Annotated in this window: 10 protein-coding genes; 9 read left to right on the top strand and 1 reads right to left on the bottom strand. The window is 66.1% G+C overall.

What is annotated here, in order from left to right:
• Window positions 1-299: 299 nt before the first annotated feature.
• The 8 genes from PSPA7_RS19710 (at window position 300) to PSPA7_RS19675 (ending at window position 12,100) form a co-directional block, all read left to right on the top strand.
• Complete coding sequence (locus PSPA7_RS19710) at window positions 300-1,601, top strand: MFS transporter (protein WP_012076625.1); 1,302 nt, start codon at window positions 300-302, stop codon at window positions 1,599-1,601.
• A 49-nt stretch (window positions 1,602-1,650) separates the two neighbouring features.
• The gene (locus PSPA7_RS19705; protein ID WP_012076624.1) at window positions 1,651-2,955 is read left to right on the top strand and encodes an OprD family outer membrane porin; all 1,305 of its coding nucleotides are present in this window, start codon (window positions 1,651-1,653) and stop codon (window positions 2,953-2,955) included.
• A gap of 875 nt (window positions 2,956-3,830) precedes the next feature.
• The gene (locus PSPA7_RS19700) at window positions 3,831-5,075 is read left to right on the top strand and encodes a hypothetical protein (RefSeq protein WP_012076623.1); all 1,245 of its coding nucleotides are present in this window, start codon (window positions 3,831-3,833) and stop codon (window positions 5,073-5,075) included.
• An 86-nt stretch (window positions 5,076-5,161) separates the two neighbouring features.
• The gene (aprD, locus tag PSPA7_RS19695) at window positions 5,162-6,943 is read left to right on the top strand and encodes an alkaline protease secretion ATP-binding protein AprD (RefSeq protein WP_012076622.1); all 1,782 of its coding nucleotides are present in this window, start codon (window positions 5,162-5,164) and stop codon (window positions 6,941-6,943) included.
• A complete protein-coding gene (locus PSPA7_RS19690; protein ID WP_012076621.1) occupies window positions 6,940-8,238 on the top strand; it encodes an HlyD family type I secretion periplasmic adaptor subunit in 1,299 nt (432 codons plus the stop codon). The genes aprD and PSPA7_RS19690 overlap by 4 nt, the downstream gene beginning before the upstream one ends.
• A gap of 3 nt (window positions 8,239-8,241) precedes the next feature.
• A complete protein-coding gene (locus PSPA7_RS19685) occupies window positions 8,242-9,675 on the top strand; it encodes a TolC family outer membrane protein (protein ID WP_012076620.1) in 1,434 nt (477 codons plus the stop codon).
• Between the two features lie 337 nt (window positions 9,676-10,012).
• A complete protein-coding gene (gene aprA, locus PSPA7_RS19680) occupies window positions 10,013-11,452 on the top strand; it encodes a serralysin family metalloprotease AprA (RefSeq protein WP_012076619.1) in 1,440 nt (479 codons plus the stop codon).
• 252 nt (window positions 11,453-11,704) lie between these two features.
• Window positions 11,705-12,100: a protease inhibitor Inh/omp19 family protein gene (locus tag PSPA7_RS19675; RefSeq protein ID WP_003150970.1), complete on the top strand. Its 396-nt coding sequence runs from the start codon at window positions 11,705-11,707 to the stop codon at window positions 12,098-12,100.
• A gap of 175 nt (window positions 12,101-12,275) precedes the next feature.
• Here the strand turns inward: PSPA7_RS19675 and PSPA7_RS19670 are convergent, their stop codons facing one another.
• Complete coding sequence (locus PSPA7_RS19670; RefSeq protein WP_012076617.1) at window positions 12,276-13,901, bottom strand: methyl-accepting chemotaxis protein; 1,626 nt, start codon at window positions 13,899-13,901, stop codon at window positions 12,276-12,278.
• Between the two features lie 248 nt (window positions 13,902-14,149).
• Here PSPA7_RS19670 and lhpD point away from each other — a divergent pair, with 248 nt between their 5' ends.
• Window positions 14,150-15,154: a bifunctional delta(1)-pyrroline-2-carboxylate/delta(1)-piperideine-2-carboxylate reductase gene (lhpD, locus tag PSPA7_RS19665; RefSeq protein ID WP_012076616.1), complete on the top strand. Its 1,005-nt coding sequence runs from the start codon at window positions 14,150-14,152 to the stop codon at window positions 15,152-15,154.
• Window positions 15,155-15,198: the final 44 nt, after the last annotated feature.

Raw genomic sequence — 15,198 nt, 5'->3', positions numbered from 1 at the left:
AGCTGGCATCGGCCGGGCGGTGGAAAAATGCAGCGAACCGCCAAACGATTCCACCCTGCGGAACCGCGAGCCGTTGTGTCGTTGCCGTCGATGCCGTTAGCTGGTGCACGGCCGTATCACTCGACGGCCACAGCCCAAAAAGAGCGGGAACAGCCGCCATGCGAGGTGTCCGAATGCGACCTATCTCTCCAGTCCCCGTATCCCGAAGCATCGGGGCGCTCAACTGCCGCTCCTGAGCCGTTCCATCCGTTATTTCCTCCTCATCCGCATGACGGTCTTTACCGTCCTGGAGTTCGTCCATGAACGCCTCCGCTCACAGTGCGCCGAAGCCACGCCAGATCCTGGCCGCGGTGGTCGGCAACGCACTCGAATGGTATGACTTCATCGTCTACGGCTTTCTTTCCGGCATCATTGCCCGGCTGTTCTTCCCCGCCGGGGACGAATACGCCTCCTTGCTGATGGCCTTGGCCACCTTCGGCGTGGGGTTCTTCATGCGCCCGGTCGGCGGCATCCTGTTGGGCATGTATGCCGACCGACAGGGCCGCAAGGCGGCGATGCAACTGATCATCCGCCTGATGACGCTGGCTATCGCCCTGATCGCCTTCGCACCGGACTACGCGGCAATCGGCCTCGCGGCGCCAATGCTGATCGTGGCCGCACGCATGCTCCAGGGATTCGCCACGGGCGGGGAATACGCCAGCGCTACGGCTTTCCTGGTCGAATCCGCGCCAGCGGGCAAGCGTGGCCTCTATGGCGCCTGGCAACTGTTCGGCCAGTGCCTGGCGGTGTTCGCCGGTGCGGGAATGGGCGCACTGGTCACCCACCTGTTCGCACCGGAGGCGCTCGACAGCTGGGGTTGGCGACTCCCTTTCATTCTGGGTCTGTTGATCGGTCCGCTGGGCCTGTGGATGCGCCGGCACCTGCAGGAGACCGACGAATTCCGCGCCACCAGCCAGGATCCGCGGGCTGTGCGGGAACCGCTGTTGAAAGTCATCGGCAGACACCGCCGCGCGGTGTTGGTCAGCATGGGCATGACCATCTTCGGTACAGCCTCGTTCTACGTGATCCTGGTACACATGCCGACCTTCGCCAGCAAGGAGCTTGGCCTGCCACTGGAACAAGTATTCCTGATCCAGATGCTGGCAGTGCTGGTGATGACGCTCATCATCCCCCTGGCTGGCGCATTGTCTGACCGGATCGGTCGACGCCCGCTGCTGTTCGGCTCGACGCTGGCGTTCTTCCTGCTGACCTACCCGCTGTTCGCTTGGCTCACGGCGGCCCCCAGCCTGAGCCGGCTGCTGCTCATGCAACTGCTGCTGTGCGCCAACCTCGGGGTCTGCTTCGGGCCCGCCCCCAGCGCCTTGGCCGAGCAGTTCCCCACCCGGGTGCGTTCGACGGGGATCTCGGTGGCCTACAACATCGCGGTCATGCTGTTCGGCGGTTTCGGCCCCTTCATCGTCACCTGGCTGGTGCATGCCGCTGGCACCCCGGTGGCTCCTGCCTGGTACGTGCTGTTCGCCACACTGCTGAGTCTCATCGCCACCGCTTGCCTGCGCGAAAGCGAGCCTCCAGGGGAAATCCAGCACGCCTTGCCGGGCTGATCCAGGTCACACGCGTCAGCCAGCCATCACACCAACAACAGGTGACTCGATGAATGCCTTCTCTCTGCTCCGGCTCGGGGTGGCCGGCCTGCTGTGCGTATCCGGCGCGCAGGCAGGCTCGCTGATCGACGACGGCAAGACTACGTTGAAATACAGTCAGTATTACTGGAAGGAAAACGACGGTGGCGCGGTCGGCCCCAATCGCGACGAATGGGTGCAGGCCCTGCAACTGGGGTTCAGCTCTGGATGGTTCCGCGACGTGCTGGGCTTCGACTACACCCATGCGTTGGCCGATGGACTGCGTATCGGCGACGACGCCAGCAGCGTCACCAACCTGTCCGCCGGGCGCTCCCCACGCGATGCACATAGCATCAACAAGCCACTGGAGGCCTACCTGCGCCTGCAATGGCGAGACGACGCGCGAACCTGGAGCGGCGGGTACGGCAAGAAATCCCGCCGCTACCTCATCTACACCGATGACGCCACCCGGATTCTGCCCGCGGCGACCATGGGCTGGGACCTGGGCTACGCAACCGATGCGGCCGAGCTGCGCTACAGTCGCGTGCATGCCTTCAGCCCCCGCAATGACGCCGGCTGGGGCGAAAGACTGGAAAACTTCCGTGGACAACAGATCGACAATCTGCAGATCTACTCGGCCAGTTATCGCTTGCCGCTCGGAACCCGGTTGGCGGGCGAATATGCCGAGGCACAAGACTACCTGCGCAGCGCCTTCATCCAGGCCGAACAGCGCGTTGACCTCGGTGCCTCGCAATCGCTGGTCGCCAGCCTGACCCACGGGCGGCAGCAGGATGCCGGTGAACTCTTCGAGTATACGGGCGTGCCCCGGCTGTACCAGGCCGAGAACAGCCACGATGCGCGCTATCTGGACATGACGCTACGCTACAACATCGATGGGCACTCGGTGGCCCTGAGTTGGAACCAGGTACGCGGCGATGACTTCGACCGGTTGTTCTTCGCCCAGGATCACGGCACCTGGAACAGCAGCGGCAAGCTCTATTTCTTCTTCGGCCTGCGCGACGAAGACATGTACAAGGCCAGTTCGAGCCTCGACCTCGGCAAGTTCGGCCTGCCCGGCCTGAAGATGTCCTCCTACTACGCCTTCTCGAACCGTGCCTACGGCTACGACGGTTTCTCCCGCAAGGAATTCCAGAATGTCTTCCAGTACAGCTTCGACGGGCCGCTGCGAGGACTGAGCCTGGCCTGGCTGCACGACCGCTTCCGTACGACCGGCACGCCGGACGGAATCCATCGCCAGGTCGCCTCGCGCGGACCGGCGGGGATCATCACCGAGCATTCGGAACGCTTCTACCTGACCTGGCAGAGAGCCTGGTAGCAGACCGGGTACTCGATGGTCGGTATCGGCGCTGGCGGCAGCAACGGGGCCCCGTGGTGTTCGCCACATGCCTGGGGATGAACCGCTTCCTGTTCCGCCACCGGTGCGGTCGCTGGCGCGTCGGGCGAAGTGCCGAGGGCACGACGGCGGAAAACCGTCGGCAGGCACTTCTCGTTCTGGAATGACGCATACAACTTCCCGATATCCCGAGGCGGGTATTGCGCGGCCGTGGTCTTATCGTTCGCGGGGGAGAAACACCATGGCTGGAATGTTCGGCTCAATAATATGTGACGCACTTCACGTAATAAGTTTATGTCAGCCGGATTACGAAAAGCCGTGGATGCCTGTTCATGGTGCACGTTTTACCGGTATGGCCCGATAGTTGTGCGCAGGTATCGCCCGGAGTATGCAGCGGGCCGAACAAGGTTATATCCGCTACAACATTCCCGGCCGCGTCAAAGTTCGTTCCTGGCCGACCGTCGGTCATTCGTTATTGATAGAAGCCGTCAGGAATCTGCTTGAAAATCATGGAGTTGGAAAAATACCTGTTAAAACTGACAGGTCGGTATGCCCAACCAAAGTATTGAACTTAATTAAGTGGTGGTACAAATTCGTCGTTCCCATGTTAGTCCTACTTAACAGGCGAAATGGTGGTAGAGAGCGCTCTGTTCCGGGCTGCTCGGGATAAATGGGCTCGCCCTCTGGACTCCGTCTTCCAATAACAACAAGTTGTCGCCAGGCCTGATGGTTCTTCAGGTACCCGCGTTCCGTTTTCGGAACTCACTGACTGCGCTTCACCGCGTGACCGGTTCATTCCGTGACAGCGGCCTGCGCCGGATACGCGATAACCGAGACAACTAATCGAGGAACAGAAGATGGGACTATTCGATGCAGCCGCGAACCTGTTCGGCCAGGTCTACGAGCGCGCTACGCAGGTGGCCGCCACTGCCGTCACGGCGCTAGCGGACGTGGCCGGGACGCTGGTGGGCTCCACCGTGGACGCGGTGGGACAGCAGGCGCAGGAAGCGGTGGACGCGGTGCATGACGCTGTCGTCACCGTGGAGCAGGCGGTGGGTGGAGCGGTCGGGTCGGTGCTCGGTACGGCCGGCGAGATCGCCGGCGATGCGCTGGATACGCTGGGCTCCGCGGTCGGCACGACGAGCGGGCTGGTCGGCAATTCGCTGGCGATCGCCGATGACCTGCTGCACGGGCGTGTCGAGCCGGCGGACTACCTGAAGCTGGTCGGCGACCTGGGCCAGGGCGTGGCGGCCACCGTCGGCCATGCCTGGGAATTCGGCAGCGACAGCGCGAGGGCCGCCAACGACCTCTACGCCGCCGCCTACCAGGGGGGCTCGCTGAGCTTCGGCAACAGCGACGGCCTGCTCGGGGTCAACGTGATCGGCTCGTTGCTCGGCGGCAACCACGAGCAGGGCGCGATCCCGGACAGCCGCGGGATCCTCGGGCCGCTGCCGATCAACGTCTCCTTCACCGAACAGGGCCTGACCTTCGGCGGCGAGACGCCGCTGACTCCGCTGGTCACCGCCGCCCTGGCGCTGAACCCGATCACCGCGCCGCTGGTGCCGATGCTGGCGCCGCTCAACCTCGGCGGCCTCGGCGTGGTCGGCGCGGTCGACAAGGAGGGCTTCAGCGCCAAGTTCTACGGCATCGCCGGCCCCAGCTACAACCTGGGCGTGGCCAACGTCGGCGGTACCCTGGAGCTGGGCAGCTACAACGAAGTCAAGCTGCTGAGCTGGAACGAGGTGACCCTCAAGGACCTGCCCATCGTCGGCGGCATCCTCGGCTATGTGCCGGTGGTCAAGGACATCGGCATCTCGCTGCCGACGCTGGACCTGCACTTCGACAGCAAGTTGTATGCGCAAACGATTGCCGGCGCCGACCTGGCCGGGGTCGGGCCGAAGGGGCAGATCGAGCTGGTGCACGACCTCGACAACGACCTGTCGATCGTCGCCGGCATCGCCGGGGACACTGCGCACAGCGCCCTGGACGGCGCCGGCAGGGTGTTCGCGGCGCTGCTCGGCCAGGCTGTCGAGCCGGCGGCCCCGGCGATTCAGCTGATCGGCGCCGACCCGGCGCCGGAGCACCAGGCCCTGGCTGCCTGACGGCGAGGGAACGCCCGGCACAGGGAGGTGCCATCCGGGCTCATTCGGGATTCCAGCGGCAGTCGTGGCAGAAGTGAGCGCGCTCGATGGCAAGGCTCGGTTCCAGCGTTACCAACGAAATCAAACAGGCCCTCGCCGCCAGCCGCGGCGCGGTGCGCAGCGTGGCGGCATTCTCCGGGGTGATCAACCTGCTGATGCTGGTGCCGTCTCTGTATATGTTGCAGGTGTACGACCGCGTGCTGTCGTCGGCCAACGAAGTCACCCTGTTGATGCTGACCCTGATGGCGCTCGGCGTGTTCGTCTTCATGGGCGTGCTGGAGGCGCTGCGTAGCTTCGTCCTGGTGCGGGTCAGCGAGCGTTTCGACGGCCAGTTGCACGGTCGGGTCTACGCCGCCGCCTTCGAACGCAACCTGCGCGGTGGCGGCCAGGAGGCCAGCCAGGCGCTGCACGACCTGACCACCCTGCGCCAGTTCATCACCGGGCAGGCGCTGTTCGCCTTCTTCGACGCGCCCTGGTTCCCGGTCTACCTGCTGGTGATCTTCCTCTTCGACCCATGGCTCGGCCTGCTCTCGCTGGTCGGCGCGCTGGCGCTGATGGCCCTGGCCTGGTTCAACGAGCGCGCCACCCGCGCGCCGCTGGCCAGGGCCGGCGAGCTGTCGATCAAGTCCGGGCAGGTGGCCAGCAATACCCTGCGCAACGCCGAGGTGATCGAGGCGATGGGCATGCTCGGCAGCCTGCGCGGGCGCTGGGAGCAATTGCACCAGGCGTTCCTCGACCAGCAGAGCCTGGCCAGCGAGCGCGCGGCGCGGATCAACGCGCTGAGCAAGTACCTGCGCATCGCCCTGCAATCGCTGGTGCTCGGCCTCGGCGCCTGGCTGGCGGTGGAGGGGCGGATCACCCCGGGGATGATGATCGCCGGCTCGATCCTGATGGGCCGTGCGCTGGGGCCGATCGACCAGTTGATCGGCGTGTGGAAGCAATGGGGTTCGGCGCGCGACGCCTACCGTCGGCTGGACGGCCTGCTCGGCGAGTTTCCCGCCCGCGAGGCACGCATGGAGCTGCCCGAACCGCGCGGCCAGTTGCTGCTGGAGTCGGTGGACGCGGCGCCGCCCGGCAGCGAAGCGCGCACCCTGCGCGGGCTGACCCTGGCGATTCCGGCCGGCGCGGTGGTCGGCGTGATCGGCCCGTCCGGCTCCGGCAAGTCGAGCCTGGCGCGGGTCCTGCTGGGCATCTGGCCGACCCTGCAGGGCAGCGTGCGCCTGGACGGCGCCGAGATCCGCCAGTACCGGCGCGAGACCCTCGGTCCGCGCATCGGCTACCTGCCGCAGGATATCGAGCTGTTCGCCGGCACGGTGGCGGAGAACATAGCCCGCTTCGGCGCGGCGGACCCGGAGAAGGTGGTCGAGGCGGCGCGCCTGGCTGGCGTCCACGAGCTGGTACTGCGCCTGCCGCAAGGCTACGACACCGCGCTCGGCGTCGGCGGTGCCGGGCTGTCCGGTGGCCAGCGCCAGCGCATCGCCCTGGCCCGCGCGCTGTACGGCGCGCCGAACCTGGTGGTGCTCGACGAACCCAACTCGAACCTCGACGACAGCGGCGAACAGGCTCTGCTGGCGGCGATCCAGGCGCTCAAGGCGCGCGGCTGCACGGTGCTGCTGATCACCCACCGGGCCGGCGTGCTGAGCTGCGCCGACCGCCTGCTGGCGCTGAACGCCGGGCAGTTGCACCTGTACGGCGAGCGCGACCAGGTGCTCGGTGCCTTGAACAGCCAGCGCGCCGCGCCGGCGCCGCAGCAGCGCGCGGACTACCGGGTGGGCGGCTATGGCACGCCGCAGGTGGTGGCCGCGCCGCGCCAGGGAGGAGTGGAATGACCCGTATGGCGAAACGCGACGAGAACGCCTATGCGCGCATGGGCTGGCTGCTGGTGCTGTTCGGCTTCGGCGGCGCGCTGCTGTGGGCGGCCTTCGCGCCGCTCGACCAGGGCGTGGCGGTGCCGGCCACGGTGATCATTTCCGGCCAGCGCAAGTCGGTACAGCACCCGGTCGGCGGGGTGGTCAAGCACATCCTGGTGCGCGACGGCCAGCGCGTCGAGGCGGGCGAGCCGCTGATCCGCCTGGAGCCGACCCAGGCCCAGGCCAACGTCGACTCGCTGGTCAACCAGTACGTCAACGCCCGGCTCAACCAGGCGCGCCTGCAGGCCGAATACGACGGCCTGCATACCCTGGAGATGCCCACGGGGCTGGCCGGTCAGGCGCCGGTGGCGAGCCTCGGCGAGCGCCTGGAGCTGCAACGGCAGTTGTTGCGCAGCCGCCAGACCGCGCTGGGTAACGAACTCTCCGCGCTGCGCGCGAACATCGAGGGCCTGCGCGCGCAACTCGAGGGTCTGCGCCAGACCGAGCAGAACCAGCGCCTGCAGCAACGCCTGCTGAACAGCCAGTTGAGCGGCGCGCGCGATCTCGCCGAGGAAGGCTACATGCCGCGCAACCAGTTGCTCGAACAGGAACGCCAGCTGGCCGAGGTGAACGCGCGGTTGTCGGAGAGCAGCGGCCGCTTCGGGCAGATCCGCCAGAGCATCGCCGAGGCGCAGATGCGCATCGGCCAGCGCCAGGAGGAATACCGCAAGGAGGTCAGCGGGCAACTGGCGGAAACCCAGGTCAACGCGCGGACCCTCTGGGAGGAACTGTCCTCGGCGCGCTATGAATTGCAGCACGCCGAGATCCGCGCGCCGGTCGGCGGCTACGTCGCCGGCCTCAAGGTATTCACCGAGGGCGGGGTGATCGGCCCCGGCGAACTGCTGATGTACATCGTGCCCAACAGCGACAGCCTGGAAGTGGAGGGCCAGCTCGCGGTGAACCTGGTCGACCGGATCCACAGCGGGCTGCCGGTGGAGATGCTGTTCACCGCCTTCAACCAGAGCAAGACCCCGCGGGTCACCGGCGAGGTGACCATGGTCAGTGCCGACCGCCTGCTCGACGAGCAGAACAAGCAGCCCTACTACGCGTTGCGCGCGCAGGTCGACGCGGCCGGGATGGGCAAGCTGCAGGGCCTGCAGATCCGCCCGGGGATGGCGGTGCAGGTGTTCGTCCGCACCGGCGAGCGCTCGCTGCTCAACTACCTGTTCAAGCCCCTGCTGGACCGCGCCCACGTGGCGCTGGCGGAGAACTGACCGATGCCCATGCGACGCCTGATTCCCTGGCTGTTGGGGGCCTTCCTGTTGTTGCTGCGCGAGGACGCCTTCGCCCTCGGGCTGCTGGACGGCTACCATCTGGCGCTGGAGAACGACCCGCAGTTCCAGGGCGCGATCCAGGAGCACGAGGCCGGCAAGCAGTACCGCGCGCTCGGCCGCGCGGCCCTGCTGCCGCGCCTGGTGTACAGCTACAACCGCGGGCGCAGCTGGTCCGACGTGACCCAGACCTCCCGCGGCGATTTCAAGGAGGAGCGCGACTACGACAGCTACGTCTCCACCCTCAGCCTGCAGCAGCCGCTGTTCGACTACGAAGCCTTCAGCCGCTACCGCAAGGGCGTGGCCCAGGCGCTGCTGTCCGACGCGCGCTTCCGCAGCCAGAGCCAGGAACTGCTGGTCCGGGTCCTGGAAGCCTATACCGGCGCGCTGCTGGCCCAGGACCAGATCGACCTGGCGCGGGCGCAGAAGCGTTCCTATCGCGAGCAGTTCCAGCTCAACCAGCGCCAGTTCGAGCGCGGCAACGGCACGCGCACCGACACCCTGGAGACCCAGGCCCGCTTCAACCTGGCCCAGGCGCAGGAGATCGAGGCGCGCGACAGCCAGGATGCCGCCCTGCGCGAGCTGGAGCGGCTGGTCGGGGTGTCGCTGGAGATTTCCGACCTGGCGCCGCTCGGCGAACGCTTCCAGGTGCGACCGCTGAGTCCCGCCAGCTACACCGCCTGGCGTGACCTGGCGCTGGCCGAGAATCCCGAACTGGCCTCGCTGCGCCACGCGGTGGACGTGGCCCGCCACGAGGTCGAGCAGAACCGCGCCGACTTCCTGCCGCGCCTGGGCCTGTACGCCAGCACCGGCAAGTCCAAGTCCGGTTCGGAGAACACCTACAACCAGCGCTACGAGACCGACAGCGTCGGCATCCAGCTGAGCATCCCGCTGTACTCCGGCGGCGAGAGCCTGGCGGCGACGCGCCAGGCCACGCACCGCATGGAGAAGAGCCACTACGACCTGGACGACAAGGTCCGCGAGACCCTCAATCAGGTGCGCAAGATGTACAACCAGAGCAGCAGCAGCGCGGCGAAGATCCGCGCCTACGAGATGACCGTGGATTCGGCGCGGACGCTGGTGATGGCCACGCGCAAGAGCATCGCCGCCGGAGTGCGGGTCAACCTCGACCTGCTGAACGCCGAGCAGGCGCTATACAGCGCGATGAATGAGCTGTCCAGGGCCAAGTATGACTACCTGACCGCCTGGGCGCGCCTGCGCTTCTACGCCGGGGTGCTCAGCGAACAGGACCTGGAGCAGGTGGCGGCGAACTTCGTCGCCGGCCAGGCGCCGCCCGCTCGCGACTGCGCGACGCGGGATTGTCCGGCGCCGCTGCATGCCCTGGCGCGGACGGATGCGCAGCGGAGCCCGCTCAATTGAGGTACGCAGGGTATTTTCAGGAAGAGAGGACGTCGATGTTCAGGACTGTCGAACAGTACGCTTGAAGTTGTTCATTCATATAAGGGAGGTTTTATAGGGAAGCGTCATGGTTATATGCTGAAGTTGAAGATTCCTATCCGTTCTGCATGATTATTATATGTGCGGAATAGGCCTGTTCATCTGCTTTAAGTGTGACTTAATTTTTTTCGTAAAAGCTGTGGACATTGGAAAATAAGGTGTGTCAGTTTTAATTCCGGCCTGATCGGGCCGATAACTGCAATTATCCATCCGATAATTGTATCCGAGTTATTTCCTTTACACTTAAAGGGATATGACAATGTCCAGCAATTCTCTTGCATTGAAAGGTCGTAGCGATGCGTATACCCAGGTAGACACCTTCCTGCATGCCTATGCGCGGGGGGGCGACGAACTGGTCAACGGTCATCCGTCCTATACCGTCGACCAGGCGGCGGACCAGATTCTCCGCGAAAACGCGGCTTGGCAGAAAGCGCCGGGCGACTCGGTGCTGACCCTGTCCTATTCGTTCCTGACCAAGCCGAACGACTTCTTCAATTCACCCTGGAAGTATGTCAGCGATATCTATTCGCTGGGCAAGTTCAGCGCCTTTTCCGCCCAGCAGCAGGCCCAGACCAAGTTGTCGCTGCAATCCTGGTCGGACGTCGCCAAGATCAACTTCGTCGACGCCGGCCAGGGCGAGCAGGGCGACCTCGTCTTCGGTAACTTCAGCAGCAGCGTCGGCGGCGCGGCGTTCGCTTTCCTGCCGGATGTTCAGGATGCGCTCAAGGGCCAGTCCTGGTACCTGATCAACAGCAGCTACAGCGCCAACGTCAACCCGGCCAATGGCAACTACGGGCGCCAGACGCTGACCCACGAGATCGGTCATACCCTGGGTCTCAGCCACCCCGGCGACTACAACGCCGGCGAGGGCGACCCGACCTACGCCGACGCCACCTACGCCGAGGACACCCGCGCCTATTCGGTGATGAGCTACTGGGAAGAGCAGAACACCGGCCAGGACTTCAAGGGTGCCTATTCCTCGGCGCCGCTGCTGGACGACATCGCGGCGATCCAGCAACTCTACGGGGCCAACCTGACCACCCGCACCGGCGACACGGTGTACGGTTTCAATTCCAACACCGAGCGCGACTTCTACAGCGCCACTTCCTCCACTTCCAAGCTGGTGTTCTCGGTGTGGGACGCCGGTGGCAACGATACCCTGGACTTCTCCGGCTTCAGCCAGAACCAGAAGATCAACCTCAATGAGAAGGCGCTGTCCGACGTCGGCGGCTTGAAAGGCAACGTCTCTATCGCCGCCGGGGCCACCGTGGAGAACGCCATCGGTGGTTCGGGCAGCGACCTGCTGGTCGGCAACCAGGTGGCCAACGTGCTCAAGGGCGGCGCCGGCAACGACATCCTCTATGGCGGCCTGGGCGCCGACCAGCTGTGGGGCGGCTCGGGTGCCGACACCTTCGTCTACGGCGCGATCGACGAGTCCTCGGCGGCGGCGCCGGACACCCTGCGCGACTTCGTCAGCGGCCAGGACAAGATCGACCTGTCCGGGCTGGACGCCTTCGTCAACGGTGGCCTGCTGCTGCAGTACGTCGACGCCTTCGCCGGCCAGGCCGGCCAGGCGATCCTGTCCTACGACGCGGCGAGCAAGGCTGGCAGCCTGGCGATCGACTTCAGCGGCGACGCCCATGCCGACTTCGCGATCAACCTGATCGGCCAGGCGACCCAGGCCGACATCGTCGTCTGACGGGCTGAAGCGGACGTGGTTCGGTGCGGCGGTACGAACCGCGTTCCCTGGCGAAGAGGGACGCACGACGGTGGGGCACTGTTCGAATGGATAGGTGTCTTCGCAGCGGGCGACGTTGTGAACTGTGGCGCGCCAGCGCGACGGGCCGGAAAACCGGCGGACGAACGGAGGTTCGCGACGGCTGGCTTGGAGTGACGTTCTTGGCGACGATGGTCGCCGGCGTGCGCCGCGCTTCTTGAAGGAGAACTCTCGATGTCGGCAAGCGCGAAGCTCTCCAGGATGGTTTGCTTGCTCACCGGTTTTTTCAGCACAGGTATCAGTATGGCCAGCAGTCTGATTCTTCCCAGCGCCACCGATCTCGCCGGACGCTGGACCCTGCAGCAGGACGAGGCGCCCGCCATCTGCCAGCTGGAGCTGCGCGCCAGCGAAGTGGCGGAGGCCAGCGGCTATGCCCTGGGCGGCGACACCGCCTGCCTGAAGCGCTGGCTACCCAGCGAGCCGAGCGCCTGGCGGCCGACGCCGGCCGGCATCGCCCTGCTCGAGCGTGACGGCCTGACCCTGATGCTGCTCGGTCGCCAGGGCGAGGGTGACTACCGGGTGCAGAAGGGCGACGGCGGGCAGCTGGTGCTGCGCCGCGTGGCGCCCTAGGCCCTGTACGAAAAGTGCCTGCGGGCTACGCGCCTGATGCTTCGTTAAAAATCGATTCGGAATGCTCATTGACCGCTCGTAAACTCGTGTGCGAGCCCAATCCGCTTCCTCACCGATTCTCGCCTGGCCTTACCTTCGCTCGGCTGCTTTCGTACAGAGGCCAGGCGGCTGAGAGTCAGATCACGAAGCGACCGATCATGCCCTTGAGGTCGTTGGCCAGGCGCGACAACTCGTGGCTGGCACCGCGGGTCTGCTCGGCGCCCTGGGTGGTCTGCACGGAGACGTCGCGGATGTTCACCAGGTTGCGGTCTACCTCGCGTGCCACATGGGCCTGTTCCTCCGCCGCGCTGGCGATCACCAGGGTGCGTTCGTTGATCCGCGAGGCGTGCTCGGCGATCTCGCTCAGGGCGTGATCGGCGGCCTCGGCCTCGTCGAGCATCTGCCGGGCGCGCTGGTCGTTCTCCTTCATCGCGCTGACCGCGGTATCGGTGCCTTCCTGCACGCTGGCGATCATGCCCTCGATCTCGTGGGTCGACTGCTGGGTGCGGTGAGCGAGGGCGCGCACCTCGTCGGCGACCACCGCGAAGCCGCGTCCCTGTTCGCCGGCGCGGGCGGCCTCGATGGCGGCGTTGAGCGCCAGCAGGTTGGTCTGTTCGGCGATCGCGCGGATCACGTCGAGCACCTTGCCGATGTCCTGCGCCTGGCTGGCCAGGCCTTCCACCAGGCGCGCGGTCTGGCCGATCTCCTGGTTCATCTGGCGGATCGAGCGGACGGTCTGTTCGACCCGGGCGCGGCCGGTGCCGGCGGCCTGTTCCGAGAGGGTCGAGGCTTCGGCGGTGGAGCTGGCGTTGCGCGCGACTTCCTCGACCGCCGCGCTCATTTCGTTGACCGCGGTGGCGGCCATCTCGATCTCGTCGTTCTGCCGCGTCAGCGAGCGGTTGCCTTCCTCGGTCACCGCATTCAGCTGTTCCGCCGCGGAGGCGAGCAGGGTGGCGGAATCGCCGAGCTGTTCGATGGTGTCATGCAGGCTGGCCTGCATGCTGCGCATGGCGTTCATCAACTGGGCCGGCTCGTCGCGACCCTCGCTGGTGATCTCGCCGGTCAGGTCCTGCGCCGCGATGCGGTCGGCGCACGCCACCGCCTGGCGGATCGGCACGACGATGCTGCGGGTCAGCAGCCAGGCGATCGCCACGCTGGCCGCCAGCGCCACCAGCAGCACCAGGAGAATCGCGCGGGTTGCCCGGACGTAGACGTCGGCGGCGTCTGCCACGGAAGCGCGGGCAGCCTCGCGATTGACCACGATCAGTTGCTTGAGGGTCTGCTGTACCTGCTCGTAGCGCTGCAATTGCGCTCCGCCCATCAACACGCTGGCTTCATCGGTGCGGTTCTGCCGAGACAGGGCGAGCAGGGCAGCGTGTCCTTCGAGGTATTCCTGCTGGCGCCGGACGAACTGGTCGAGCAACTGTCGTTCCTCGTCCAGGGCCAGCAGAGGGCGGTAGTCGTGTTCCACCTTGGCAAGCGCGGCCACGATCCTGTCCATTTGCTGTTCCTGCTGCTCCATGCGTCCCGCATCGTGCAGCAATACGTGGTTCATCTCGCCCAGGCGCAGTTCGCTCATCAGGCTGCTGAGCTGGGCGGAAGCCTCGACGCTGGGTAGCCAGACCTCGCCGATGTCCTTGGCGGCTCGGTTCAGCGAGCCCATGCGGGTGTGGGCGAACAGGCCGAGCGCCACCAGCAGCAGGGCGAGGATGGCGAAGCCGATGATGGCGCGTGGGGCGATGGCGATGCGACGAAGAATCATGTGGGGTCTCCGACCAGGCTAGGGAAGATGCTTGGTCCCTATAGCGGAGAGGGGGAGGGGTTTCTTGATGGCTTGCGGGTTAATTGGAATTCTCCTACTGGTTTTGTAGGTTTTATCTGTAGGTTTATTGCCGGTATCGAAACTCCGGGAGGTGGTGTGCCGTTTTCGGCATCCTCCCGGTCGATTGAAATCAAGAGAACACCGCCGCGACGGGCGACCCTACGGGATCAACGAAGAAGGAGATGCGCGTGATTCGAATGACTCTGGATGAGGTGCGCGAACTGGCTGTGCGCATCCTGCGCCGGCATGGCTTCGGCGAGGCCCATGTGCAGGCGATGGCCGACACCCTGGTGGCGGGAGAGCGCGATGAATGCGCTTCCCATGGCATCTGGAGGTTGCTCGGTTGCATCGCCACCCTGAAGGCCGGCAAGGTGTCCGCCGACGCCGAGCCGGAACTGCACGATGTCGCCCCGGGCCTGGTACGGGTCGACGCCCATGGCGGGTTTTCCCAGTGCGCCTTCCGCCTGGGTCTGCCGCACCTGGTGGAAAAGGCGCGCAGCCAGGGCATCGCGGCGATGGCGGTGAACCGTTGCGTACACTTCTCCGCGCTGTGGGTGGAGATCGAGGCGCTGACCGACGCTGGCCTGGTGGCCCTGGCGACCACCCCGAGCCACGCCTGGGTGGCCCCGGCGGGAGGACACAAGCCGATCTTCGGCACCAATCCTATCGCCTTCGGCTGGCCGCGCCCGGATGGTCCGCCATTCGTCTTCGACTTCGCCACCAGCGCCGTGGCGCGCGGCGAGATCCAGCTGCACGAACGCGCCGGCAAGCCGATCCCGCTGGGCTGGGGCGTGGACGAGCAGGGCCAGCCGACCACCGACGCCAGCGCCGCGCTGCGTGGCGCCATGCTCACCTTCGGCGGACACAAGGGCTCGGCCCTGGCGGCGATGGTCGAACTGCTCGCCGGACCGCTGATCGGCGACCTGACCAGCGCCGAGTCGCTGGCCTACGACGGGGGCAGCGGTTCCTCGCCTTATGGCGGCGAACTGCTGGTCGCCATCGATCCGCGACGCATGCTCGGCGCCTCGGCACAGGAGCACCTGGCCCGCGCCGAGACGCTGTTCGAAGGCATCGTCGGGCAGGGTGCGCGGCTGCCCTCGCAGCGACGCTTCGAAGCGCGCGCACGCAGCGCCAGGGATGGCGTGGCGATTCCCGAAGCGTTGCACCGGGAGTTGCTGGCGTTGCTGGAGTGAGCGTAAGGCGAGGGGCATGCCGGGGCCGACCGGGCAGCGTGGCG

Origin of the sequence: Pseudomonas paraeruginosa PA7, assembly GCF_000017205.1 — a bacterium.
GTDB lineage: Bacteria > Pseudomonadota > Gammaproteobacteria > Pseudomonadales > Pseudomonadaceae > Pseudomonas > Pseudomonas paraeruginosa.
The sequence above is the reverse complement of the archived record's forward strand: the minus strand, read 5'-3'. Positions and strand labels throughout refer to the sequence as shown.